Origin of the sequence: Streptococcus sp. DD12, from assembly GCF_001578885.1 — a bacterium.
In the GTDB taxonomy this organism is placed as follows: domain Bacteria; phylum Bacillota; class Bacilli; order Lactobacillales; family Streptococcaceae; genus Streptococcus.
The window spans coordinates 77,770-102,322 of sequence record NZ_KQ969495.1 but is presented as its reverse complement, the minus strand read 5'-3'; the positions used below and the strand labels follow the sequence as shown (position 1 = coordinate 102,322).

Annotated in this window: 23 protein-coding genes and 1 pseudogene; 5 read left to right on the top strand and 19 right to left on the bottom strand. The window is 46.2% G+C overall.

Annotated elements, in window-relative coordinates; genetic code table 11:
* Positions 1 to 14 precede the first annotated feature (14 nt).
* A complete protein-coding gene (cpsA, locus tag STRDD12_RS00450; RefSeq protein WP_066913867.1) occupies positions 15 to 1,481 on the bottom strand; it encodes an LCP family glycopolymer transferase CpsA in 1,467 nt (488 codons plus the stop codon).
* Positions 1,482 to 1,695: 214 nt separating this feature from the next.
* Between cpsA and STRDD12_RS00445 the strand changes: the two genes are divergently transcribed.
* On the top strand, positions 1,696 to 2,607 hold the full coding sequence (locus STRDD12_RS00445; protein ID WP_066913866.1) for a LysR family transcriptional regulator: 912 nt from the start codon (positions 1,696 to 1,698) through the stop codon (positions 2,605 to 2,607).
* 54 nt (positions 2,608 to 2,661) lie between these two features.
* Here the strand turns inward: STRDD12_RS00445 and deoD are convergent, their stop codons facing one another.
* The 14 genes and pseudogenes from deoD to yycF all read right to left on the bottom strand — a co-directional run bounded on the left by deoD (position 2,662) and on the right by yycF (position 16,818).
* Positions 2,662 to 3,372 carry a purine-nucleoside phosphorylase gene (gene deoD, locus STRDD12_RS00440; RefSeq protein ID WP_066913864.1) on the bottom strand — a complete coding sequence of 237 codons (711 nt, stop codon included), beginning with the start codon at positions 3,370 to 3,372 and terminating at the stop codon, positions 2,662 to 2,664.
* Between the two features lie 7 nt (positions 3,373 to 3,379).
* Complete coding sequence (locus STRDD12_RS00435; RefSeq protein WP_066913863.1) at positions 3,380 to 4,630, bottom strand: chloride channel protein; 1,251 nt, start codon at positions 4,628 to 4,630, stop codon at positions 3,380 to 3,382.
* Entirely contained in the window at positions 4,627 to 5,331 is a 705-nt protein-coding gene (locus STRDD12_RS00430; RefSeq protein WP_066913861.1) for a glutamine amidotransferase-related protein, read from the bottom strand. The genes STRDD12_RS00435 and STRDD12_RS00430 overlap by 4 nt, the downstream gene beginning before the upstream one ends.
* A 29-nt stretch (positions 5,332 to 5,360) precedes the next feature.
* On the bottom strand, positions 5,361 to 6,170 hold the full coding sequence (locus tag STRDD12_RS00425; RefSeq protein WP_066913859.1) for a purine-nucleoside phosphorylase: 810 nt from the start codon (positions 6,168 to 6,170) through the stop codon (positions 5,361 to 5,363).
* 10 nt (positions 6,171 to 6,180) lie between these two features.
* Positions 6,181 to 6,696, bottom strand: a complete 516-nt coding sequence (locus STRDD12_RS00420) for a ClbS/DfsB family four-helix bundle protein (protein WP_066913857.1) — start codon at positions 6,694 to 6,696, stop codon at positions 6,181 to 6,183.
* Positions 6,680 to 7,255 carry a DUF1697 domain-containing protein gene (locus STRDD12_RS00415; RefSeq protein WP_066913855.1) on the bottom strand — a complete coding sequence of 192 codons (576 nt, stop codon included), beginning with the start codon at positions 7,253 to 7,255 and terminating at the stop codon, positions 6,680 to 6,682. Before STRDD12_RS00415 ends, STRDD12_RS00420 begins: the two co-directional genes overlap by 17 nt.
* A gap of 1 nt (position 7,256) precedes the next feature.
* Positions 7,257 to 8,468, bottom strand: coding sequence for a phosphopentomutase (locus tag STRDD12_RS00410; protein ID WP_066913853.1), 1,212 nt, complete (start codon positions 8,466 to 8,468; stop codon positions 7,257 to 7,259).
* Positions 8,468 to 9,148, bottom strand: coding sequence for a ribose-5-phosphate isomerase RpiA (rpiA, locus tag STRDD12_RS00405; protein ID WP_066913852.1), 681 nt, complete (start codon positions 9,146 to 9,148; stop codon positions 8,468 to 8,470). Before rpiA ends, STRDD12_RS00410 begins: the two co-directional genes overlap by 1 nt.
* A gap of 139 nt (positions 9,149 to 9,287) precedes the next feature.
* Positions 9,288 to 12,811, bottom strand: a pseudogene (gene smc, locus STRDD12_RS00400) (chromosome segregation protein SMC).
* Complete coding sequence (gene rnc / locus STRDD12_RS00395) at positions 12,792 to 13,505, bottom strand: ribonuclease III (RefSeq protein WP_066913849.1); 714 nt, start codon at positions 13,503 to 13,505, stop codon at positions 12,792 to 12,794. Before rnc ends, smc begins: the two are co-directional and overlap by 20 nt.
* A 74-nt stretch (positions 13,506 to 13,579) precedes the next feature.
* Complete coding sequence (locus STRDD12_RS00390; RefSeq protein ID WP_066913847.1) at positions 13,580 to 13,963, bottom strand: YbaN family protein; 384 nt, start codon at positions 13,961 to 13,963, stop codon at positions 13,580 to 13,582.
* 2 nt (positions 13,964 to 13,965) lie between these two features.
* Positions 13,966 to 14,775, bottom strand: coding sequence for an MBL fold metallo-hydrolase (locus STRDD12_RS00385; RefSeq protein WP_066913845.1), 810 nt, complete (start codon positions 14,773 to 14,775; stop codon positions 13,966 to 13,968).
* Positions 14,772 to 16,109 carry a cell wall metabolism sensor histidine kinase VicK gene (vicK, locus tag STRDD12_RS00380; RefSeq protein WP_066913843.1) on the bottom strand — a complete coding sequence of 446 codons (1,338 nt, stop codon included), beginning with the start codon at positions 16,107 to 16,109 and terminating at the stop codon, positions 14,772 to 14,774. The genes STRDD12_RS00385 and vicK overlap by 4 nt, the downstream gene beginning before the upstream one ends.
* A gap of 1 nt (position 16,110) precedes the next feature.
* Positions 16,111 to 16,818, bottom strand: coding sequence for a response regulator YycF (yycF, locus tag STRDD12_RS00375; RefSeq protein ID WP_066913841.1), 708 nt, complete (start codon positions 16,816 to 16,818; stop codon positions 16,111 to 16,113).
* Positions 16,819 to 17,026: 208 nt separating this feature from the next.
* Between yycF and STRDD12_RS00370 the strand changes: the two genes are divergently transcribed.
* The 4 genes from STRDD12_RS00370 to STRDD12_RS00355 are packed head-to-tail and all read left to right on the top strand — an operon-like array spanning position 17,027 to position 19,998.
* Positions 17,027 to 17,788 (top strand): amino acid ABC transporter ATP-binding protein, encoded by a 762-nt coding sequence (locus tag STRDD12_RS00370; RefSeq protein ID WP_066913839.1) that lies wholly within the window; start codon positions 17,027 to 17,029, stop codon positions 17,786 to 17,788.
* A gap of 13 nt (positions 17,789 to 17,801) precedes the next feature.
* Positions 17,802 to 18,614, top strand: a complete 813-nt coding sequence (locus STRDD12_RS00365) for a transporter substrate-binding domain-containing protein (RefSeq protein ID WP_066913837.1) — start codon at positions 17,802 to 17,804, stop codon at positions 18,612 to 18,614.
* Positions 18,615 to 18,624: 10 nt separating this feature from the next.
* Complete coding sequence (locus tag STRDD12_RS00360) at positions 18,625 to 19,329, top strand: amino acid ABC transporter permease (protein WP_066913835.1); 705 nt, start codon at positions 18,625 to 18,627, stop codon at positions 19,327 to 19,329.
* Between the two features lie 9 nt (positions 19,330 to 19,338).
* Positions 19,339 to 19,998, top strand: coding sequence for an amino acid ABC transporter permease (locus tag STRDD12_RS00355; protein ID WP_066913833.1), 660 nt, complete (start codon positions 19,339 to 19,341; stop codon positions 19,996 to 19,998).
* Positions 19,999 to 20,146: 148 nt separating this feature from the next.
* On the opposite strand, the gene STRDD12_RS00350 is transcribed toward STRDD12_RS00355, so the two are convergent.
* From STRDD12_RS00350 to gatC, 4 genes are all read right to left on the bottom strand, one after another.
* Positions 20,147 to 21,070: a DMT family transporter gene (locus tag STRDD12_RS00350; protein ID WP_066913831.1), complete on the bottom strand. Its 924-nt coding sequence runs from the start codon at positions 21,068 to 21,070 to the stop codon at positions 20,147 to 20,149.
* Positions 21,071 to 21,137: 67 nt separating this feature from the next.
* Positions 21,138 to 22,586 carry an Asp-tRNA(Asn)/Glu-tRNA(Gln) amidotransferase subunit GatB gene (gene gatB, locus STRDD12_RS00345; RefSeq protein WP_066913829.1) on the bottom strand — a complete coding sequence of 483 codons (1,449 nt, stop codon included), beginning with the start codon at positions 22,584 to 22,586 and terminating at the stop codon, positions 21,138 to 21,140.
* Positions 22,587 to 22,589: 3 nt separating this feature from the next.
* Positions 22,590 to 24,053, bottom strand: coding sequence for an Asp-tRNA(Asn)/Glu-tRNA(Gln) amidotransferase subunit GatA (gene gatA, locus STRDD12_RS00340; protein WP_066913827.1), 1,464 nt, complete (start codon positions 24,051 to 24,053; stop codon positions 22,590 to 22,592).
* Positions 24,053 to 24,355, bottom strand: coding sequence for an Asp-tRNA(Asn)/Glu-tRNA(Gln) amidotransferase subunit GatC (gatC, locus tag STRDD12_RS00335; RefSeq protein WP_066913825.1), 303 nt, complete (start codon positions 24,353 to 24,355; stop codon positions 24,053 to 24,055). The genes gatA and gatC overlap by 1 nt, the downstream gene beginning before the upstream one ends.
* Positions 24,356 to 24,553: the final 198 nt, after the last annotated feature.

Genomic DNA, 24,553 nt, shown 5'->3' with positions numbered 1-24,553 from the left:
TTTTTTTATTCGTATTATTTACCTTCCATGACAGCTTGAATGTTGGCTTTGGCTTGGTCGACACTCGCTTGATCTGGCGCCATCATGTAGAGACTAGCGCCAGGCATAGCATAAGACGGCAACTCCCCTGTTGACCCTGTACCAGTGACCGCCTGTGAACTAACGGTATAGCCCTTGCCTGAGTCTAACTGATCATTAGCCAAGGTCATCAAGGTTGCCATAGGCATGTTGGTTTGAATAGAATCTTGAATCCCATTGGCTATACTTTGGTAATTGGAAATGGACTTAAGACTAGACAATTGATGAATTAAGGCGGAGATGACTTTTTCTTGGTTCTTACCACGGTCATTGTCACCACCAGCTAACCCATGGCGTTCTCGAACAAAGGCCAAGGCCTGATCCGAATCCAAGGTAACATTTCCTACTGCAAAATGGTAATTGCCATATTCGCTGGTAAACTCTTGGTCATTGTAGACAGTAATGCCACCGACCAAATCAATCAGTTTCAAGAAGGAGGTAAAGTTCATCCGCGCATAGTAGTTAATGGTAATGCCATAAAGCTGTTCCAACGTTTTTTCGGATGTCTCAACCCCGTAGATACCTGCATGGGTCAGCTTGTCTTTTTGATTGGCCCCGCCATCAGGTATTGTGACATAATAATCTCGTGGGGTAGTGGTCAAGAGGACCTTGTGTGTCTTGGTGTTGACCGTCAAAATGATATTAACATCTGAACGTGAGACCGAAGAGATAGACCCAAAGGTATCAATACCTGAAATGTAGATATTAAAAGCATCTCCCTCAACCGCAGTCGCTGTGTTAGTGTTTTTGACTTTAATCGTATATGTATAAAGCGTCTTAAGCTTGTCTGTGTACTTATCATAGGACAGTTCCAACACTGAGGAATAAGAGGAATTCAATACCATGGCTTGATCTGTATTAGCCAGCACACTTTCGTAAGCGGTTTGATAAGAAGTCACTTCAGCCAGGCTAGGATTGAGATTTTTTTCCTTGGCCAAATGCGTCATCAAGGACTTGATATTGCTTTTGTCCGTAGAGACAGGTGCCAAAACGGAAGTCACCTGATCGATAGACGAAAGACTGCTATCTTTTGCGACGACAATGCTCATTTTAATCTCAGAATAACTAGCGGTTTTATTCATATTTTTCCCAATCGAAGCCACCGAATGAAAACCAGCAAACAAAGCCCCGACAAAACAGGTCATCACAAGCAGTAAACTCATGGTGACTTTTGGTGCCCGACGTTTGACGGTCAAATAAAGGCTGACCAAAGCAATCACCAGTAAGACGCCACTTAAAAGATGGTTGAGTCCTCGAAAGGCTAGGAAATTATTTTGGTACATAAGCTGAATAACCAAGGCTGCCAAAAGCAGATAGGCTAGGAGGAATAGCCCCCGTAGCCCATCTGCTAGTCCCCAACTTCTTCTCTTTGCCCCTGCTTTTTGCGATCGTCTTTTTGTCATAAATACTCCTTAACTTCAAGAAAAAATCTCTGTTTAAGTTTATCATAAGGTTACTTATGATGCAATTGCTTATCAAAAAAATAACAACAATATGACAAAATACAGATGAATTTTTAGCAAAAACGCCCCCAAACCACCTTTTAAAGAGTGCTTGCCCCAAATGCCTGCTAGCCTTTTTCTTTAGAGACGAAGGCCAATATGGTACAATAAGCATATGCGAATTCAACAATTACACTATATCATCAAGATTGTCGAGACAGGCAGTATGAATGAGGCTGCCAAACAACTCTACATCACACAGCCCAGCTTATCCAATGCCGTGCGAGATTTAGAACGTGAGATGGGCATTGAAATCTTCAACCGAAATCCCAAAGGTATCACCTTGACGCAAGACGGGGTGGAATTTCTCTCCTATGCTCGGCAAGTCGTCGAACAAACCGAACTGCTAGAAGAACGCTACAAGGGAACCGACCGAGACCGAGAACTCTTTAGTGTCTCCTCGCAACACTATGCCTTTGTGGTCAACGCCTTTGTCTCCTTGCTTAAGAAAATCGACATGACCCGTTATGAACTCTTTTTGCGGGAAACCCGAACCTATGAGATTATCGATGACGTCAAGAACTTCCGCTCAGAAATCGGTGTCCTTTTCCTCAATAACTACAACCGTGATGTCCTCACCAAGATGTTTGATGACAACCATCTGACCTATACGACGCTCTTTCAAGCAAGACCACATATTTTCATCAGCAAAACCAATCCTCTCGCCTCTAAAACCTCTATTAAGATGGAGGACCTTGAAGCCTTTCCTTATTTGAGCTATGAGCAAGGGACCCACAACTCCTTTTATTTCTCCGAAGAAATCATGTCGCAGATGCCTCGCAAGCAATCTATTGTGGTCTCTGACCGGGCTACCCTCTTTAACCTCTTGATTGGCCTTGATGGCTACACGGTTGCAACTGGTATTATGAACAGTAATCTCAATGGGGACAATATTTTAGCGATACCCTTGGAAGTGGATGAAACCATTGATATTATCTACATTAAGCATGAAAAGTCCAACCTCTCTAAGATGGGAGAACGTTTCATTGACTACCTGCTAAAAGAAGTTCAGTTTGATAAAGACTAGTTGAACTGCTTCTCGTCCAACAAAAAAAACAGCCTTGAGGCTGTTTTTTTCTTCTTAGTTACCCAAGAGGGTTTCTAATCCAACTGTCATCATATCGGTGAAAGTTGTCTCGCGTTCCTTGGCAGAGGTATCTTCTTCTGGGTGGACCAAGCTATCTGAAATGGTCATTAAGGCCAAAGCTTTGACTTGGTGTTGGGCTGCAGTGTAATAGAGTGCTGCCGCCTCCATTTCAACAGCCTTAACCCCCCACTCGCCTAGGGCAATATTTTTATCGGCATAGTTTGAATAAAAGACATCAGAGGACAAGACTGTTCCAACATGCGTCGTCAGGCCCAAGTCTTTGGAAATGTGATAGGCCTTATCCAACAACGTAAAATCAGCTGTTTGTGGAAAATCGTACTGTGGCCAATCATTGCGGATGATATTCGAATTTGTCGCAGCGGCTTGTGCCAATACCAAATCTCTGACATGGACATCCGTTTGCAATCCTCCGGCTGTTCCCACACGGATGAGGGTCTTGACGCCGTAATCCACGATAAGCTCACGCGCATAGATGGAGATGGAAGGCATCCCCATGCCCGTTCCCATAACACTGACACGCTCTCCCTTATAGGTTCCTGTAAAACCTAACATTCCCCGCACACGGTTGAAACACTGCGCATCTTCTAAAAAATTTTCAGCAATAAACTGTGCCCGTAATGGGTCTCCTGGTAAGAGAATCTTATCTGCAATTTGCCCTGCTTGGGCTTCAATATGAATTGACATATTTGGTTTACTTCTTTCTTTCTAAAATTTGTGTTCGTATCAAGTAGGAACAAAGCATGGCAAGTCCCAAAGGCCACATGGCTTGAAGTGGCTGTCCCGTAAAGCCCATGACAATACCGATGGCTGCTAAGGGTGCCTGTAGGGTCGTCCCCAAAAAAACGACGGAACCTAGAGCCATAGCTGACGGCAAATCCACAGCCCAGCCTAGATAAGCGGCAAATTGAGCTGCTATCAAGCCTAAAACTGCCCCCAAGGCAAAAGACGGGGTCAAGGTGCCACCGTAAGCACCCGCCCACAAGGCCAATAATACTGCCAGACTTTTGACCGCAAAACTGGCTAAGGCATAAGACAAGGGCATGCCATTAAAGGCAGCTTGTGCAAGATTACTGCCATTTCCCATCAACTCTGGAAAAGCCAAACTGGCCAAGGCTAATAAAGCAAAAGCTAGAGGCAAACTGGCTAAAAGCCGAACATCCTTGGGTTTGTGTTTTTCCGCCCACCGGCTTGCGCGTTTAAAGAGGACAGCTAGGGGGGTGATGCCCACAGCTAACAGCAAGGCGATTAGCCAAACGCTTTCCAAATGTGCTAAGGGCTGTAAAACATAGAGCGCTTCATTTGAGACGACAAGGTTGGCAAAGGATGCAGCTAAGCTGGTCATCCCCAAGGCTAAGATAAAATGTGTCACCGACCAACTGACGCCAAGGACCTCAAGCACAAAAAAGCTACTGGCCAGCGGAATCTGATAGACCGCTGCCAAGCCTGCCCCAGCACTACAGGCAATCAGCAAGCGCCTTTGTTGGCGATTCGCCTTGCCCCAATGGGCCAAACGTCCTGCAAAAAGGGCTCCCATCTCGCGTGGAGCGCCTTCTTTGCCAATCGGAGAGCCTGCCCCGACCGAAATGACTTGCCAAAGGCTGTGGCAGAGGTGTTGCCAAAAGGGAGGGTGTTGGGCTTGCAGAGTCGCCTCTTCCAATTGTTCCCCTACCGAGTAAAGTGGACGTCTGGCCTGCAGGACGAACCAAACCAGACCAGCCAAAAGACCTGTTCCTAAAAGGCTCAGTAGGCGTCTCTCAGGTAAAATGCTATCCGACAGGACTTGACCAGGAACTTCACTGCGGCCAAATAGGCACTTTTCGACCACATCCAACAAGAGGTGTAAAACAATGCCCGAAAATCCGGCTGCAAAACTAGCCAAGATCGCCAGCCCCCAAAATCCTAAAGGGTAGCTGGCATACCAAGTCCGAATCCTTTGCTTCATACAACCAACCGATCTAAGAAAGTCCACAACAAGGCATTCATGTCTTGGTAATCATAAGAAAGGAGGCTTTCTTGATCTTGAACATAGGTGTTTTGGGCAACCTGCTGGTCAAAGGCTTCTTCATGCACTAGGAGGCCTTGAACCGCTGCTTGGTCAAATTCTAAATGGCACTGAAAAGCATAATGTTTGTCACCAAAGCGCACAAGTTGCCGCGGACAACCTGAGCTTGTCGCCAAAACAACAGCCTCTGGAGTTAAACCAGGCATATCCCCATGCCAGTGGCCAACAAGCTCTGTTTCAGCAAAGTCCTGCAGGCAAGGATCTGCTTGGCCTGCCTTTGTCAGTTGAATCGGGAAAACACCAATCTCACGTTCTGGACTGTGTTCCACAGGAGCTCCATAGGCTTCGCCCAAGAGTTGAGCCCCTAAACAAACACCAACAATGGGTTTATCAGCAGCCATGTAGGCTTGTATCAAGGCTTTTTCGGCGTCCGCATCAAAATGGGGGCACTCTTGGCGTGTCGTTTGTGGAGACTGAGGCCCTCCCATGACGACAAGCATATCACCAGCAGAGGCATCTTGGGGCAATTTATCACCCTTATAGACTTCAATCAACTGCACATCATGCCCACGCGCCTGCGCCCATTTGAGATAGGCGACTGGCGCTTCAAAACTTTCATGAACGACAAATTGAATTTTCATAATCTTTTTTCTTCCTCACTGGGCAAGTCTTAGAGGGCTTCTAAAATGGCTTTAATCAAGCCTTTAAACTCTTCTTTAATCTGTTGGGTAACAGCAACCACTTCTTCGTGGTTAAGTTCCGATTGAAAACCTGCCGCGAAGTTTGTAATGGCAGAAATTCCCAAGACCTTCAAGCCTGAGTGTGCCGCTACAATGACTTCGGGCACGGTAGACATGCCGACCGCACTTGCTCCTAAGGTTTGGAAGGCACGGATTTCAGCTGGCGTTTCATAGGTTGGCCCAGTCACACCGAGGTAAACCCCTTCTTGAAGCGCAATGCCCAATTTCTCAGCCGTCTGATGGGCAACTTCGCGATAGGCTTTGGTATAGGCATCTGACATATCTGGGAAACGAGGCCCAAATGCATCCAAGTTTTCACCAATAAGTGGATTTTGACCAGTCATATTGATGTGGTCAGAAATAGCCATCAAGGTACCTGGTCCAAAACCGATACCACCAGCTGCATTGGTCACAATGACCCCTTCACACCCCAGAACTTTCATGACACGCACGGGGAAGGTCACGACTTCCAGTGGGTTTCCCTCGTAAAAATGAAAGCGGCCTTGGAGCGCCAAAACTTTGCGCCCTGCTAGGTCACCATAGACCAATTTGCCCGCATGACCCGCAACCGTTGAGCGTCCCCAATTCGGGATGTCGGCATAGTCTACGACAATTGCATGTTCGATTTCTTCTGCAAGTTCTCCAAGTCCTGATCCAAGGATTAAGCCAAATTCAGGCGCTAACATTCCCTTATCTTTGAGGAAAGCTGCGGTTTCATTGATTTTTTCTACTAATGTCATAAGATTCTTTCTAACCATTCTTTATTTTTTTCCATTTGCGAATTTTGGTGCGAAAAGATTTGAACGGGGCGACTGTATTGATATGCAACCATTTCCAGACCGGCCAGTTGGCTGGAGTAGAACCGGCCCATTTCCGGCTACCAGACTGCTGAAAGTCCTCTTCACTAAAGGACAGAGTCAGGGCGATCATATGATCCACCTGCTGCTCAAATTCAGCCATCAAGGCTAGCAAGGTCCAATCCTGATAAGTCTCATAAAAAGACTGATAGAGAAGACCCAGCTGATTCCATTTGTAGTCAGGATGGGGTGTCACCACGGTCAAGCCCGCCTGCTCATCCCACTCCCACTGCTGAATCAGTTTCATCCAGCCCAGCTGATAGGCAATCATCTGAGCCGGACTGCGGTCCACATCAGCCAAGAGGGTATCCTTGTCCTGCTCTGCTATTTCTTCAAACTCCCCGATAAAGAGACGAGCCCGTTTGCTCATCTCTTGAACTAGCTCCTGTCTGCTACTGTATCTTGGCATTCTCAGCTAACTCTCTTTCAGCTTTTAACTGTTGACCGATTTTGTCAAAGGTTTTGGCATTTCGGATGGTCAACGTGCGGTAGAAAGGCAACTTGAGCAGTTGCTTGTGATAAGCTGTCTGGGCGTATGTTGCTTCAGAGAATTTTCCCCAGTAAATCCCAAGTTCTCCAAAATGAAGCACCTCATCCTGTAAGGGCAAGCCAGAAACTTGCCTGATAAGCTGATCCACATCCAACCCCTCCGTGTAAAAGAGGACATCTTTGCGAGCCAACTCTTCAAACCACCAAGCTGGTAAAAGGGCGCAATCCCTGGCGTAGTCTTCTGCTTGAAAGAGTGCAAAAGACTGGATAAAAGGATAGTGTTCTGCAAAGAAAGGCTTCAATAGAGCCACCAGGTCCTCTTTGGGGCGCGTGGCGTCAAAGAAAGCATTGCCACTATTGATATAGGTTTCAACTTTTTCAAGTCCCAACCCTGTCAATTCTTGACGAAGCTCTGCCATGACCACCTTATTTTTGCCACCGACATTGATGCCTCTGACCAAAAGTGCAAAACGAGCCATCTTAGTTCAATTGATCCAAGAAGCTTTCTCCGATCATGGCTTTGTCGACACCAAAGTTTTCTGCAATAGTGGCTGAGATATCAGAGAAATGTCCGACTGGAATCACGCCATTGCCTCTAAAGGATGGGCTGTAAGCCAAGAGGGGAATATACTCACGGGTGTGGTCTGTCCCCGCATAGGTAGGGTCATTTCCATGGTCAGCAGTGATCAAGAGCAGGTCGTCTTCACGCAGGCCAGCGATGATTTCAGGCAAGCGCTCATCAAACTCATGCAAGCAATCCCGGTAGCCATGGGCATTGCGCCGGTGACCATAAAGGGCATCAAAGTCTACCAAGTTAGTAAAGGAGAAGCCTTTTTCAAATTCTGGCAGAGCCAAGGTCTTGATCAGGGTATCGATGCCGTGGCTGTTGGACTTGTTGTGCCCCATGTCGTGATTGATTCCAGCGCCGTTAAAGATATCACTAATCTTTCCGACAGAATAGGTATCAATCCCTGCTTCGTTGAGTTTATCCAAAACTGTTGGGGCAAAAGGTGATACGGCTAAGTCCCGACGATTGGCTGTCCGTGTAAAGTTTCCAGGCTCACCCACATAAGGACGAGCGATAATTCGACCAAGAAGGGCAGGACGCTCAAGTGTAATCGAACGAGCGTATTCACAAATCCGGTAGAGTTCGTCCAAAGGGATGATGTCTTCGTGGGCTGCGATTTGAAGCACGGGGTCTGCAGAGGTATAGATAATCAGCTCACCCGTTTCCATCTGACGTGGGCCAAAGTCGTCGATGACCGCAGTCCCTGAGTAGGGTTTATTGGCCTCACGGATAACCTTACGGCCTGAAAATGCTTCGATTTTGGTGATGATTTCTTCAGGGAAGCCATTCCAGAAGGTATCGAAGGGTTCGGTAATATTGAGGCCCATGATTTCCCAGTGTCCGGTCATGGTGTCTTTGCCAAGGGAAACTTCCTGAAGTTTGGTCACATAACCCGTGGGATTCTTTTCAGCAGGCACTGTCGCAAGGGGTGTCTCACGCGGAATATTTCCCAGACCAATCTTGGCCATGTTTGGCACATTAAGCCCAACTGTCTTTGAAATATGTCCCAAAGTATCTGATGCGCCATCAGGTACGCCGGCATTGACAAAGTTATTGGCATCAGGCGCAGCCCCAATCCCGACAGAATCTAAAACAACTAAATGAATACGGTCAAATTTTGCCATTAGTTTTCTCTTTCTAAAATCGTAATGCCTGATGCTTTTGAAGCACTGATAACTGTCTGCACCAAACCATTAAATAACCCATGTTCCACAACCCCTACCGTGTGGTCGAGCTCATCAGCCAGAGCTTGAGGCTGTGGAATTGTTTTCAAATCTAAATCAATAATATAATTGCCCATATCGGTCACAAACCGCTGCCCATCCTTTTCTCGAAAGGCTGGACGGTAGCCTTTTTGCGCAAAAACACGCAAGAGATGCTCTGCCCCGTAGGTCACAACTTCCACAGGTAACTTAAAGGCACCTAGCCTTTCGACCAGTTTGCTGTCATCAACGACCCAGATATAGTGATCCGTCGGAGTCGCAACAATTTTCTCCATCAAAAGGGCACCACCGCCACCTTTGATGCCATTTAAGTTTTGGTCGACTTCGTCAGCACCATCCACCGTCACGTCAATGCGGTCAATCGCATCCATCTCGGCCAGTGGAATCCCCAGGCTCTCAGCTTGAGCAGTGGTCTGGCTTGATGTCGTCACGCCCAAAACTTGTAGGCCTTCTTCCTTGACACGACGACCAATTTCTTCAACAAAATAATAAGCCGTCGACCCTGTTCCTAGACCGATAGTCATGCCGTCCGTGACATACTTTGCTGCTGCAATACCTGCTTGTTTTTTTAACGCGTCCATGTCCGCTCCTTCTCCAGTTTATCGTTTTCATTATAGCACAAAGGCGCTTAAGTTTCAGCTTAAGTCTTTTTGAGGAAAAAGACAGCAAAAAAGAACCTGAATACTCGCATTCAAACTCTTTTTTGCTCTGTTTATCTGGTCAATTTTGCATATCCTTCAGCTGCACAGATAGAACTTTTGAGACACCAGATTCTTGCATGGTCACCCCATAAATGCTATCTGCGGCTGCCATCGTCCCTTTTCGGTGGGTCACGACAATAAATTGACTCGACTTATCAAAACGATTGAGATAATCCCCAAAACGCTTGACATTAGCCTCATCCAAGGCGGCCTCCACCTCATCCAAAATGACAAAAGGTATGGTCTTGACGCGGATGATGGCAAAAAGCAAGGCCAAAGCTGACAGCGCTTTTTCACCCCCTGACATCAAATTGAGGGATTGAATCTTTTTACCTGGCGGTTGAACCGAGATATCCACTCCAGCCTCCAACAAATCCTGAGATGTTAGCCGTAATTCGGCACTTCCCCCACCAAACATCTGTCGGAAGGTCTGCTTGAAACTCTCCTGAATGGCTGCAAAAGTCGTCTGAAAGCGCTCGGTGACCTCACTATCCATCTCCTGAATGGTGTCCAGTAACAGGGCTTTTGAAGCATCCAAGTCCGCCTTTTGTTGATTGAGGAAGGTAAGACGCTGGTTGACTTCTTCGTACTGTGCAATCGCATCGCTGTTGATAGGACCTAGCGCCTTGATATCCTTTCGCAGTTGACTGAGGCTGGCACGTGCCTGGGCGATATCAGCCACAGCAGTCGCTGCTTGCTCTGCTTCCTCAAAAGACCGTTGAAAATCTTCTGCCAGTTGACGAGCCAAGGTTTGTAGTTGATGCTCTAGTTGTTGAAGCTGGCTAGACACTTCCGTCTGTTGCCGAATCAAGCTTTCATTTTGCTGATTGGCCCGAAGGAGTTGCTCAGCAATGTCGTCCATCTGCCCATCACAATCCTCAATGGCGATTTGTTGCCGAATCACTTTTGCTTCTCCTGCTTCTTGTTTTTCCTTGGCCTGATGCAGTTGCTCCTGCAATTGCTCTTCAGACAGTTCACTTGCCTGAGTTTGGTGATTGGCCTGCAAGCTTTGAAGGTCGGCAATGTCTGTTTGAACCTGAGACTGCTCTAATTCCAAACGACGCAGGTCTTCTTGTGCAAATTGATAACGATTTTCAGCATCTTTGGCGGCTAATTGCCAATCAGAGAGGTCCTCTTCCAAAGCTTTCCTACGACGATTGAGGTCGTCCTTATCATGGCGCAAGCTGTCAATTTCTTCTTCCAAAGTGACTTTTTGCTGTCTTAAGCCTTCTAATTGCTCTCTGGTTTCTGCCAAGTTTTGGCTAAGCTTGCTGTCTTGCCCCTTATCTAAACTCTCCTGACTGGCTGCCAGCAGGGTTTGCAAATCAGCAACCTCACTAGTGACTTGCTGGTGTAGCAGTTCAGCCTTTTGCGCAGCTAGCCGCGCCTCTTCTCCCTGTCCTTGCAGGGTCATCAAGTCTGCTTGCGCCTGGTCACATGCTGCTTTAAGCTTCTGAGTTTGATTTTCGGCTGCTTTACCCTTTTCCTGGGTTTTGGCAATGGTCTCTTCGAGTTGTTCAATTTCTGGTTTGAGAAAGGTCGCATTTTGCTTTTGTCTAGCCCCACCAGAAAAGGACCCTCCTGGCCGAAGTTCCGTGCCATCTAAAGTAATCAGACGGACTTGGTAGGCAACACGTTTAGCAGCGGCATTGGCCTGGTCAACGGTTTCAAACAAAACCGTGCTGCCCAAGAGGTTAGAAAAAATAGGCTGCAAGTCATCTTCGTAGGTGACCAATTGACTGGCCACACCGATAAAGCCTGGCATGGCAGATAACTGCTCATAAAAGCGTGCCTGTAACTCTCTTGTGCGGATGGTCGTCAATGGCAAAAAAGTAGCCCGACCACTTCGGGTCTTTTTCAGATGACTAATAGCCGACTTAGCAGCCGCCTCATCAGCTACAATGACATGCTGGGCACTCGCCTGCATTGCCACTTCCAAGGCAGTGGTGTAGGTAGGGTCAAAGCTCACGTGTTCGCTAACAGGCCCGATAATCCCCGGCAATTGCGCCTGCATCACTGCCTTTACGCCAGCATAATAGTGGCTATGGTTTGCCAAAATGGTTTCCAAACTATTCTTTTTCGCCTTGAGCGTCTTGAGTTTGTCCAAGTAGTCAAACATCAACCCTTGCTCTTTCTGATAGGCTTCCCTTAATTGCCCCAGACGGCTTTCTTGCTCTCGGTAGGTTTGCAAGAGCTCTTGGACAGTCTGACGAGCTTGGTCAAAGTCAGATAAAGCCCTTGCTAAATCCTTCTTTTTTTGCGCCAAATCTGCTTGATAGGTTTGATGCTGAGCATCTTCTTGGGCTTCCTTTGCCCTAGCCTGACTCAATTCTGTCTCAAGACCCGTCACTCGGTTTGTCAATCGGGCTTCTTCCTGCATGAGGGCCACAAAACGGTCACGCAAGTTTTCCAAGACTTTTTCAGGGTCTTCTCCATACTGGGCAAGACGTTCTTTTCCTTCGTTCAACTGGGCTTGGAGACTTTCCCATTCCTTTTGAGCGACTTGGGCTTGAGTCCTTTTTCAACGATAGCTTCTCCAAGTGTTTGTTGGCGTTCTTGGGCCTTTCGTAACCGACTTTCTTGCTCTTGGCTTTGGGCTTGCGCCTGTTCTTTTTGCAAACGCGATAAGCGAATGCGGCCTTCCAAGTCAGCAATCAAACCCGTCAATTGACGCAAGGCCGCTTGTTCTTCTTGTAGGCTTGCCGCCAAGGTTTGTCGGTCTTGTTTGAGGGTCTGATTATCTTTTTCTAACTTGTCCCGACGCTCATAGTAGGTCGCAAGCGCTTCTTGGGCCTCTTGGAGTTCTTTTTCTTTGACTATTTTCTCTTCTTTAAAACTCTTGACATCATGCACTAAAACATCCAGAGCCAAGCTCTCCCTTTTTTGGTCAAGTTCTAAAAAGCGTTGCGCCGTTTGGGCCTGCTTTTTCAAGGGCCCGACCTGGCTATCTAGTTCATAGATGATGTCTTTTAAACGGTCCAAATTATCCTGGGTATGGGTCAGCTTGTTTTGTGTTTCTTTTTTGCGTGTCTTGTATTTCAAGACACCTGCAGCCTCTTCAAAAATAGCCCGTCTTTCCTCAGGCTTACTATTGAAAATGGACTCCACGCGCCCTTGGGAAATCACTGAGAAAGAGTCCCTTCCCAGGCCCGTATCCATAAACAAATCATGAATATCACGCAGACGAACTTTTTTGCCATTTATCAGGTAATCGCTGTCCCCGTTTCGATAGACTCGCCGTTCCACTTGGATGTCACTATCGTAGCCAGCCATATAGCCATCACTATTATCCAGACTTACTCTGACCTGGGCGCTATTGAGGGGGCTACGGTTTTGGGTCCCAGCAAAGATGACATCAGCCATCTTACCTCCCCGCAGGCTTTTAGCACTTGATTCCCCCAAAGCCCAACGCAAGCTTTCCGTTACATTGGATTTTCCAGAACCATTGGGTCCGACGATAGCTGTGACACCCGTGTCAAAAGAGATTTTTGTCTTGTCCGCAAAAGACTTAAATCCTTGAATTTCAATCGCCTTTAAGTACATAATCCCCTCGCTCAATCGCTAAGATAGCCTTTTGGGCTGCCTCTTGTTCCGCCACCTTTTTCGACCGACCAACGCCTTGGCTCACGGTTTGGCCGTCCACTGTCAAGGCTACTTCAAACAGTTTATCATGGGCTGGTCCCGTTTCACCCGTTACCGTGTAAGCAATCGCTACCCCACCATTAACCTGTAGCATCTCCTGCAATTTGGTCTTGTGGTCACGCACCCGATCAAAACCACCCTTGGCGACATCCGGAATCACAACCTGATGCAAAAAGGCTTCGACAGCTGAAATCCCTTGGTCCAAAAGCAGGGCTCCCAAAAAGGCTTCAAACAGGTCTTCTAAAATTTTATCGCGATTACGGCCACCTGTATTCTCTTCCCCCTTGCCCAGACGGACAAATTGGTCAAACCCGCAACGGCGTGAATAAGCTGCCAAACTCTCTTCGCGGACAATATTAGACCGCAGTTTGGACAACTCACCCTCTGGTTTTTCAGGGTATTGCAGATAGAGGTAACGTGATATCACCAATTCCAGAGCAGCATCTCCCAAAAATTCCAAGCGCTCGTTATCTGGAATCTTTAGGTCACGTTGCTCATTGGCATAGCTAGTATGCGTAAAGGCAGTTAAGAGTAAATTTTCATCTTGAAAAGTCAAGCCAAATTGTGATTGTAAGGTTTCTTTCAGTGTAGACATGGTCTTCCTTTCCTTAGTAATATGAAAATCACTCAGGGAGCAAAGCCCGCTGAGTGGTCATAGGGTGTGTTCAGCTAATCCAGCCGGTCATTTTGAGGCTCCTTCTTATCAGGGATGCGACAAAACAAATAATAGGTGATAAAAATAGTCAAGGCAAATAAGGCAAGCTTCACCCAAACCAATGGCGCGAAATAAATCGATATGGCCATCAGGACATAAATCTGAACAATAATTTTCTTTTTCCGACTTGGTGCAATCGCTTTAGTTTCGCGATAATCGGCCACATATACTTGGTAGAGCTTGGTCTGATGCAACCAGGACTCAAAGCGTTTGGACGAGCGGGCAAAACAAGCCATGGCTAAAAGTAAAAAAGGGGTTGTCGGTAAAATGGGTAAGGGAATACCAATAATTCCCAAAGCCAGGCTAATCAAGCCGATAATCAAAAACAGCAAACGCATGCTTAAATCCTCGTCAATGGTGTCGCTTCATCTGGCGAGGTGTCTAAGACCTGAAAATCATGTCCCACACCAAAATCTGCTCGAGCCAAATCATTCTCCATGGTCATATGCGCCAGTTCTTTAATATTGTTTTCCTTACTCAAATGCCCTAGATAAATCTTCTTAGTCCGATTACCGATGGTTCGAATCATCGTTTCTGCCCCATCATCATTGGACAAGTGGCCCTTGTCTGATAAAATCCGTTGCTTGAGCCTCCAAGGGTAAGCCCCAGAGCGCAAAATTTGCACATCATGGTTGGACTCAATCAGGTAACCATCAGCATTAGCAATAATCCCAGCCATACGGTCGCTGACATAGCCCGTGTCTGTTAACATCACAAAACACTTGCCGTCTTTCATAAAACGGTAAAATTGGGGATCAGCGGCATCGTGGCTGACTCCAAAGCTTTCAATATCTAAGTCACCAAAGGTAAGTACCTTATCGCGCTCAAAGACACGCTTTTGCTCAGAAGCCAAATTCCCAATCATCTGATGGCTATCAATAGCCTCCCAAGTTTTCTGGTTGGCATAGACCTCTAAGCCATATTTGCGCGCCAGAACTCCCACCCCATGAATGTGGTCCTTGTGTTCGTGCGTCACTAAAATCGCATCCAAATCCTCAGGTTGACGACCGATTTCTGCCAAAAGATTAGTGATTTTCTTTCCCGATAAACCGGCATCAACTAAGATCTTTTTCTGGTCTGTCTCGATATAAAAGGAGTTACCACTAGATCCAGAGGCTAAAATACTATAGTGAAAACCTTCCTGGCTCATTCTTCCTCCTCATCCCATTCGTCATCTAAGACTTCTGAATCTTTATCATAAGGCAAGACAACGGTAAAAGTCGACCCCTTGCCATAGTCACTGCTAGCCCAGATAAAGCCATCATGTTCTTTGACAATCTCTTTGGCAATGGCCAAACCTAGACCAGTACCTCCCTGGGCCCGACTACGGGCACGGTCCACCCGATAAAAACGATCAAAAATCATCGGCAATTCTTCCTGAGGAATACCGAGACCTTGGTCACTAATGGATAAAATCATCTGCGTATCCGTTGTGCGCAGGTGGACACTGATACGCCCACCATTTGGCGAATACTTGATGGCATTATTCATGATATTATCAATCACACGTGTCATGCGGTCGTTATCGATTTCCACCCATATCGGTGTGCCATCAAACTCTCGCCGAATCTCATATTTTTTATGACCCACAGTAGACTGACTTTTAATCCGGTCAAAACGATCCAAAATAGCCGACAAAAATGCCGTGAAATTGGTTAATTCCATCGTCACTTGCCGTTTCTTTGTACCCGCATGACTAAGATCTAACAATTCTGAAATCATGCGCATCATCCGATTGGCTTCATCCAAAGAGACCCGCACAAAGGTTGGCGCCACGTCCTCGGTCAAAGCCCCTTCATTGAGGGCTTCCAAGTAGGACTTGATAGAGGTCAACGGTGTCCGTAACTCATGACTAACCGTTGACACAAAAAGCTGGCGTTCACGCTCTTCTTTTTCCTGCTGGGTCACGTCATGCAAGACGGCAACCAAGCCAGAAACAAAACCATTTTCTCGGCGCAAGAGCGCAAAGGTAATCCGAAAAGTCAAAAATTCATCATAGGCATTGCGATGGTGAATCTTCAAGTCTGGCACCTCATCCACCAAACGGTCAAAAGTGTACCGTTCCACACCTAAGACATCAACGATGGGCTTATCCAAAGCGTCCTTCTGGGAAATGCCTAACTGTTCTTGCGCTCGGGAATTCATCATCGTGATATTCCCAGACCGGTCTGTCGCCAAGACCCCATCACTCATGTAGGTCAGGATGGAGACCAGACGGTTGCGCTCTTGAGCTAGGGTCTCATGCGTCATGCGAAACATATCAGACAGGTCGTTGAGGTTGGTCCCCAAGGTTTGGATGTCATCCTCGCCTAGGACATTCAATTTTCCCGAATAGTCTCCGTCAATCAAAGAACGGATCTTGTCATCAATGACTTTTAAGTCTTTTTCTTGTTTTTTATCGTTATAGGCCAGATAAAAGAGATAGATCACCAATAAGATAACCAGGACCAGGAGTCCCAGCTCTAGAGGTGTCAAACTTTGCATATTAGTATTCCTTCATATAATAACCCACACCACGACGTGTCAAAATATACTCTGGCCGTCCTGGAACGTCCTCGATCTTTTCGCGCAAGCGACGAATTGTTACGTCTACGGTTCGAACGTCACCAAAATAATCATATCCCCAAACTGTCTCAAGCAGATGCTCACGGGTCATGACCTGCCCCATGTGCAAGGCTAAATGATACAACAATTGAAATTCACGGTGTGTCAGTTCAACAACATCTTCCCCACGTTTTTTGACCGCAAAGGCTTGTGGTAAGATTTCCAAATCACCAATGTGCATGTCTGAATTTTTAGCGCGTTTGTCGTCAGACACTTCTGCATCAACAGAATTTGACCGACGCAGGTGAGCTTTAACCCGCGCTAAGAGTTCACGGTTAGAAAAAGGTTTGGTAACATAATCATCTGCCCCTAACTCCAATCCGATGACCTTATCCAACTCACTATCCTTGGCGGAAAGGATGATAATCGGCATGGAGCTGGTCTTGCGAATTTCGCGAGCCACCTCTAAGCCGTCCATCTCAGGCAACATCAAGTCCAAAATCATCAGGTCAGGTTGGACAGCTCGAAACTGTTCTAACGCTTCACGCCCATCAAAGGCAACGTCAACATCGTAGCCCTCTTTGGTTAAATTAAACTTAATGATATCTGAAATTGGTTTTTCATCATCTACAACTAAGATCTTTTTCATGATTCCTCCACATGTTTCATATTTACATTGCCATTCTATTATAACAGATTTATGACTTAAGGCAAATCTTGCTTATAATAATTTGGCCTTATTCTTTCATTTTCTGAAAATTTCAGCCTTTTTTGACATTAAGATTAATATATGATAAACTATTTCTATCATGTTAGATTTTCTAACAAGTTTTTAGTTTAGAGTTAAAGGAGAAACTATGGCACTTATTTCTTATAAAAACGTCGAAAAATATTACGGCGATTACCATGCCCTACGCAACATCAACTTGGACATCGAGGAAGGACAGGTGGTCGTTCTCCTAGGACCTTCTGGTTCCGGAAAATCAACCCTAATCCGTACCATGAACGCTTTGGAATCTATCGACTCTGGAACAGCTATTGTCGACAATTTCAACGTTGACGGGGCTTCTGTTAAAGATTTGGTCGAACTGCGCAAAAAGGTCGGTATGGTTTTCCAACACTTCAACCTTTACCCACATAAGACCGTTCTTGAAAATGTGACCATGGCTCCCATGAAGGTTCTTGGAATTGACCGCAAGACCGCTGAAGCGACAGCGGAAAAATACCTGAGCTTTGTTAACATGTGGGACCGTAAAGATTCTTACCCTGGTATGCTTTCAGGTGGTCAAAAACAACGTGTCGCCATTGCCCGTGGTTTGGCCATGAGCCCTGACCTCTTGCTCTTTGACGAACCAACATCAGCCTTGGACCCTGAAACCATTGGTGATGTCCTTGCCGTTATGCAAAAACTGGCACGCGATGGCATGAACATGGTTGTTGTTACGCACGAAATGGGCTTTGCCCGTGAGGTAGCTGACCGCATCATCTTTATGGCTGATGGTGAAATCTTGGTCGATACGACTGATGTCAACGGATTCTTTGATAATCCTACTGAACCACGCGCCCAACAATTCCTCAGCAAGATTATCAACCACACCAGTGACAAAGTGAAAGACTAAGAGGTGACCTGCTATGAAAAAAACAGTCATCAAACTTCTCTCTGTCTTAACCTTGTTGGTCTTAGGGCTTGCCTTCACCAAACCTGTGTCTGCAGATAGCGCCCAAGACCAAGCCATCGCTAAAATTAAAAAAGCTGGTGTTCTCAAGGTCGGGGTTAAACAGGACGTTCCTAACTTTGGTTACTACAATGCTGCCAAAGAAGAGTACCAAGGGATGGAAATCGACATCGCTAAGAAAATTGCAAAACAATTAGGTGTCAAAACCCAATTTACAGCGGTCACCCCGCAAACTCGGGAGGCCATGCTCGATAATGGACAAATCGACCTCCTGATTGCGACTTATACCATTACCGACACCCGTAAGGCGTCCTACGCCATCTCAAATCCTTACTACACAGATGAAATCGGCTTTTTAACCAGTACCTCATCACGTATTAAAAATATCAAGGATTTGAATGGCAAAACCATCGGGGTTACCCAAGGGTCTACCACCAAGGCAGCTATTCAAGCCTATGGTAAGGCACACGGTCTCAGCTTCAAATTTGTCGAGTTGGGAACTTACTCAGAGTTAGCCATTTCACTTTATGCGCATCGCATTGATGCGGTTTCTACCGACAAGGCTATCTTGACTGGCTATGTTTCCAAAAACGCACACATCCTCAAACAAGGGTTCAACACAGAAGACTATGGGATTGCCGCTAAAAAATCAAACAGCGCTTTAATCACTTATGTCAATGGTCTCTTGTCTGAATGGCAAGCTGATGGATCTTTACAACAGATTTATAAGACCTACCATTTAACCCCTGCTACTAGCACTACAAACTAAAGGAGCCTTTATGTATTTTCTTGATACAACCGTAGGGCCTTTTGCCCTCGAACGTTGGGGAGCTTACTTTGCTTCTTTTCCAACTTTCCTCCAAGGATTTTTCTACACCCTAGCGCTCTCTGTCGCCTCTTTGCTCTTGTCCCTCATTTTGGGCATTATCTTTGGTGCCATGAGTTCTTCCCAGAAAGCTTGGGTCCGTGCCATTGCACGTGTTTATGTTGAATTTTTCCAAAATACACCACTTCTGGTACAATTCGTCTTCGTCTTTTATGGCCTGCCAATTCTGACCAACGGCTTTTTGATGCTTCCTATCTTCTTGACCGGTGTGGTCTGTGTGGGACTCTACCATGGGGCCTACATTGCTGAGGTTATCCGTTCTGGTATTGAGGCTGTCCCAAATGGCCAAACCGAAGCCGCTCTGTCACAAGGTTTTACCTACGCTGACACCATGCGCTTGATTATTTTACCGCAAGCTGTCCGGACTATTTTGCCACCAATGACCAACCAAGTGGTTAATCTGATTAAAAATACGTCTACAGTTGCTTTGATTTCCGGAGCTGATCTCATGTTTGTGTCCAAGGTTTGGGCCTATGACACCAGCAGTTACATCCCCGCCTTCTTAGGTGCTTCTATCTTGTATTTCATCATGTGTTTCCCATTAGCCACATGGGCACGTCGACAAGAAGAAGCCAACAAGAATGCCTACAAGCTCTAGGAGGTTCTTATGAAAGATATTTTATCTGTTCTCACTGGGGTCAACATTGGCTTTTTACTTCAAGGTTTGTGGTTAACCCTTTACATTTCACTGATTGCCATTGTCTTGTCCACCATTTTCGGGACCATACTGGCTGTTATGCGTAATGGTAAAAATCCTATATTACGCCTTATCGCAAGCATCTATATCGAGTTTGTGCGTAACGTCCCCAACTTGCTCTGGATTTTCATAATCTTCTTGGTCTTCCAGCTCAAGTCAACAACTGCCGGTATTACTGCTTTTACCGTCTTTACCACTGCGGCTCTCGCCGAGATTATCCGCGGAGGCCTTAATGGGGTTGACGAAGGGCAAACCGAAGCCGGGCTATCCCAAGGCTTCACCAGTCTGCAAATTTTATTGCTGATTGTCCTCCCCCAAGCTGTTCGAAAAATGTTACCAGCCATCATTTCACAATTCGTAACGGTTATCAAAGACACCAGCTTTCTTTACTCCGTTATCGCCTTGCAAGAGATGTTTGGTAAGAGCCAAATTCTAATGGCCTCTTACTTCCAGCCGGCTCAAATTCTGACCCTTTACGTCTTAGTGGCAGCCGTCTACTTTATCATTAACTTTGCTATCTCTAGCTTCTCTCGCCGCTTGGCTAAGCGCTGGGAAGGGCAAAATGGCTAGTATATAAAAGAACTCGCTCCAAATGGGCGAGTTCTTTTGTCTTATTTATACGTAAAAAACACGTCACAGACAAGGCTTATGCAAGGGTTAGCCAAATGAAATGATTAGATACTCCACAGCAAAAAAGCCACCTGCGTGGCTTTTTATATTAGGATTCTCTTTTTGCCATTTTAACCCGACGCAGGGCCAAAAGGTCTTTGAGGCTGATGAGGATGACAGCCAAGAGAATGGCAGTCATGCCGATAAAGTCCACCGGGTAGAAAATGTCATGCATGATGAGCACACTGAAAAATACAGCTGAAATAGGCTCAACCGAAGCAATGAGACTCCCCTTGACAGCGCCAATGACTGCCGTCCCTTTAAGAAAGAGGGTATAGGCAATAATTGTCCCAATACCGATAATCCCAAAATAGGCCAAAAGAATCGGGCCATTGACCACCAAAGGGTAGCGCCAAGACTGCGTAGACAGGCTAAAAACAAGGCCAGCAACCAGCATGGCTGGTCCGATAACTGGAAAGGAGCCATGTTTTCGGATAAGGCCCGCCGGCATTAAAATATACAAGGAATAGGTCACCGCTGATAAAAGCCCCCAAAAAAGGCCTATCGGTGTCACGGCGAGTTCTCCAATCTGCCCATGGGTAGCCATGATATAGGTCCCTGATATAGCCAATAGAATAGCGACAAGCTCAATCAAACTAGGCAGACGACGACTCACCAAACAGGTAAAAAGTAAAATCAGTACGGGCGTGACATATTGTAAAACCGTAGCCGTCCCCGCATTGGTATAGTGGATAGCTTGCAGGTAGGCGTACTGATTGAGCATAAGACCAAATATCCCAAAAGCCACCAGAAGCCAGAGGTCTTTTTTCTGATGCAAAATCCTTGCTAGCTTCGTTTTGTCTGTCAGCACAACACAAACCGTTAAGATAGTTCCTGCTATCAACAAGCGAAGACTGGAGAGGAGATTGATGGGGACACCGTTGGCCATCAGGTACTGACCAGAGACTCCCGAAATCCCCCAGCAGATGGCCGCAATCAGTGTAATCAAGCTCCCCTTGACCTGTGCATTCATTTTCAAATTCTCCTTTATTTGATGTAAAACAAGAGTTCGACAATCGCCAAACTCTTCTTTTTTATGTTTACTCGGCTTCTTCTTTTAGCTTGGCCAGTTCTTGGGCCAAAAGTTTCAGCGCTACTTGTGGATTGGCCTTACCCTTAGAGGCCTTCATGAGAAATCCTGTGAAAGCCTTATCGGCGTTACGTTTGCCAGATAAGAAGTCGGCCACCGCTGCAGGGTTGTCTTCAAAGACCTGATGAATCATCGGTAACAGGATCGCTGGATCAGAGATTTGAACCAGACCGGCCTTTTCAACATACTCACGCGCAGAACCACCATTTTTGGCAAGATGCACAAAAACTTTCTTGGCAATCTTGGAAGAAATGGTCCCATCTGCGATAATAGCCAGCATTTCAACCAGATTTTCTGGTGTCAAGCCAATGGCTTCGAGGCTGGTATTTTGCGCATTGAGGTATTGGGCCACTTCACCTTGCAACCAGTTGGCCACTTGTTTGGCATCACCACCTAGGCTGACAGCTTCTTGGAAAAAGTCAGATAAGCCCTTGCTGGCTGTCAACTGACGGGCATCATAATCAGACAAACCGTATTCTGCCACATATCTGGCACGACGAGCCTTAGGAAATTCAGGCAATTGCTTTTGAACATCTGCAATCCATTCATCAGAAATATCATACAAAGGAAGGTCAGGTTCTGGGAAATAACGGTAATCCGAAGCCCCTTCTTTGACCCGCATCAAAATGGTTTCGCCAGTTGTTTCATCGAAACGTCGGGTTTCTTGTTGGATTTGACCACCTGAACGCAGGACTTGTGCCTGGCGTTTTTCCTCATAAATCAACCCCTTGCGCACATTGTTAAAGGAGTTTAGGTTTTTGAGCTCAGCCTTTGTTCCAAAGGCCTCTTGACCATAGGGACGTAAGGAAATATTGGCATCCACCCGCATGGAACCTTCTTCCATCTTCACGTCTGAAATACCGGTGTATTGGATAATTTCTTTTAAGGCTGTCAGATAGGCATAGGCTTCCTCAGGCGAGCGCATGTCTGCCTCAGAAACGATTTCAATCAAAGGCACCCCTTGACGGTTGAGGTCGACATAAGAGTAGCCGTCGTCTGCATGGGTGTTTTTTCCAGCATCCTCTTCCAGATGGGCCCGTTCGATACGGATTTTCTTCGTTGAGCCGTCTGGCAACTCAATCTCAATCCAGCCATTGTAGCCAATGGGTTCATCAAATTGGGAAATTTGATAAGCCTTAGGGTTATCTGGGTAGAAATAGTTTTTGCGGTCAAAGTGGGTATGTTGATGGATATCCATGTTGAGGGCCAAAGAAGCCTTAATCCCAGCATCAATGACACCCTTATTGGTAACCGGCAAAACACCTGGGAAAGACCAGTCAATAACGTTGGTATTGCTATTTGCTGCCTCCCCAAAATGAGCTGGAGCAGGTGAGAAAATTTTGGAGGCTGTCTTCAGTTCAACGTGGACTTCTAATCCGATAATGGTTTCAAAATTCATCCCTTAGTTTCCTCCAAAAATCTGTGGTTTGTGGTGATGGTAATCTGTAACAGCTTCAAAGGCCGCTGCTGCTTGATAGATACGCGCTTCACTGTATTTTGGCCCAATCAATTGCAAGCCGACGGGTAGGCCTTGAGAGAAGCCTGCAGGAATGGAGATACCTGGAAGTCCTGCCAAATTGACAGGAATGGTTAAGATATCCGCCAAATACATGGCAACAGGGTCTTGGTTTTGCGTGCCCAAGCCGTAAGCTACAGATGGGGTAGTTGGCCCCAAAATCAGGTCATAATCCTCAAATACCTTTTCAAAATCATGGATAATCAAGGTCCGCACTTGACCAGCTTTCTTGAAGTAGGCGTCATAATAACCAGAAGACAGACTAAAGGTTCCCAACATGATACGGCGTTTCACCTCATCACCAAAACCTTCGCTGCGTGTATTAACATAGATGTCATCGAGATTCTGATAGTTTGGGGTGCGGTAACCGTAACGAATACCGTCGTAGCGTTGCAAGTTAGAAGAAGCTTCAGATGAGGCAATGATATAGTAAACTGCCACGCCGTATTTGGAGTGAGGTAGGCTGACTTCCTCAACCCTTGCCCCCAGACGTTCAAATGTTTTAGCTGCTTCTAAAACACTTGCTTTGACGGCTTCATCAATCCCTTCTCCCAAATATTCTTTAGGCAAGGCAATCTTCATGCCCTTGATTTCTTGACCGATGAGACGAGTGAAGTCCTCGTCAGCAACTAAAGCTGAAGTGGCATCACGATGGTCATGGCCAGCAATGGCACCCAACAACTGCGCATTTTCCTTAACCGTTGGCGCAAAAGGCCCAATCTGATCCAAAGATGACCCAAAGGCAAAAAGACCAAAACGTGACACACGTCCATAGGTCGGCTTAAGACCAACCACCCCGTTAAAGGCTGCTGGTTGGCGAATTGAACCTCCTGTATCTGACCCCAAAGAAAGACGCACTTGACCAGAAGCTACAGCTGTCGCTGAACCGCCTGAAGAACCGCCTGGTACCTTGGTGTGGTCCCATGCATTCTTGGTTTTTTTGAAATATGAAGTTTCGGTGGACCCACCCATGGCAAACTCGTCCATGTTGGTCTTACCAATCACAATCATGTCCTTGGCTTTAAGCTTATCAACGGCCGTTGCATCAAAAATCGGTTCATAATTGTAAAGCATCTTTGAAGCAGCGGTGGTCAGAATCCCTTTGGTTGAGATATTATCTTTGATAGCAATCGGAATCCCAGACAAAAGATTTGTCGCATCAATCCCACGCTCATCAATGGCTTGGGCTTGTTCTAGCGCTTCTTCACTGGCGATTGTGATAAAACTGTCGACTTGGCCTTCACGGTCAGTGATATTTCTTAGGGTTTCCTGAGTCAGTTCGACAGCAGAAAGCTCTTTGGCAACCAAGAGCTCATGCAATTCCGTCAGCGTTTTTTCTTGTAAAGCCATTAAGCATCTCCTCCATCTTCTAAGATCGCAGGAACTTTGATGTAATAATCCTGTTCTTGTGGGACATTTTTAAAGAGTTCCTGACGATCATCGCCTGCTTGTGCCACATCTTCACGGACGACCGTTTTTCGCTCACCCATGGTTGTCGTGACAGGAACCCCAGTGGTGTCGACTTCTTCTAACAAGGCAACCATGTCGACAATCTTGGTCAATGTGTCGGCAAATTCATGCGTTTTTTCATCAGAAAAGCGCAATTTCGATAATTCCGCCACATGGCGAACTTCTTCTTCAGAAATTTTCATTACTACTCCTTCATTACACCTGAAAACTTTCAGAAAAAAGCTTTCATCAAGGCTATTCACCCTTATAGTTTACCACAAAGACAGGCTTTCGTCACTCCTAGGCTTAGGGCTTAAATCCTGAAATAAGGAATAAAATAGACAGGCAAAAAACGGTCAAGTCTGTCCTGCTCACCGTGAGATGACCACAAAAAAAGTCTA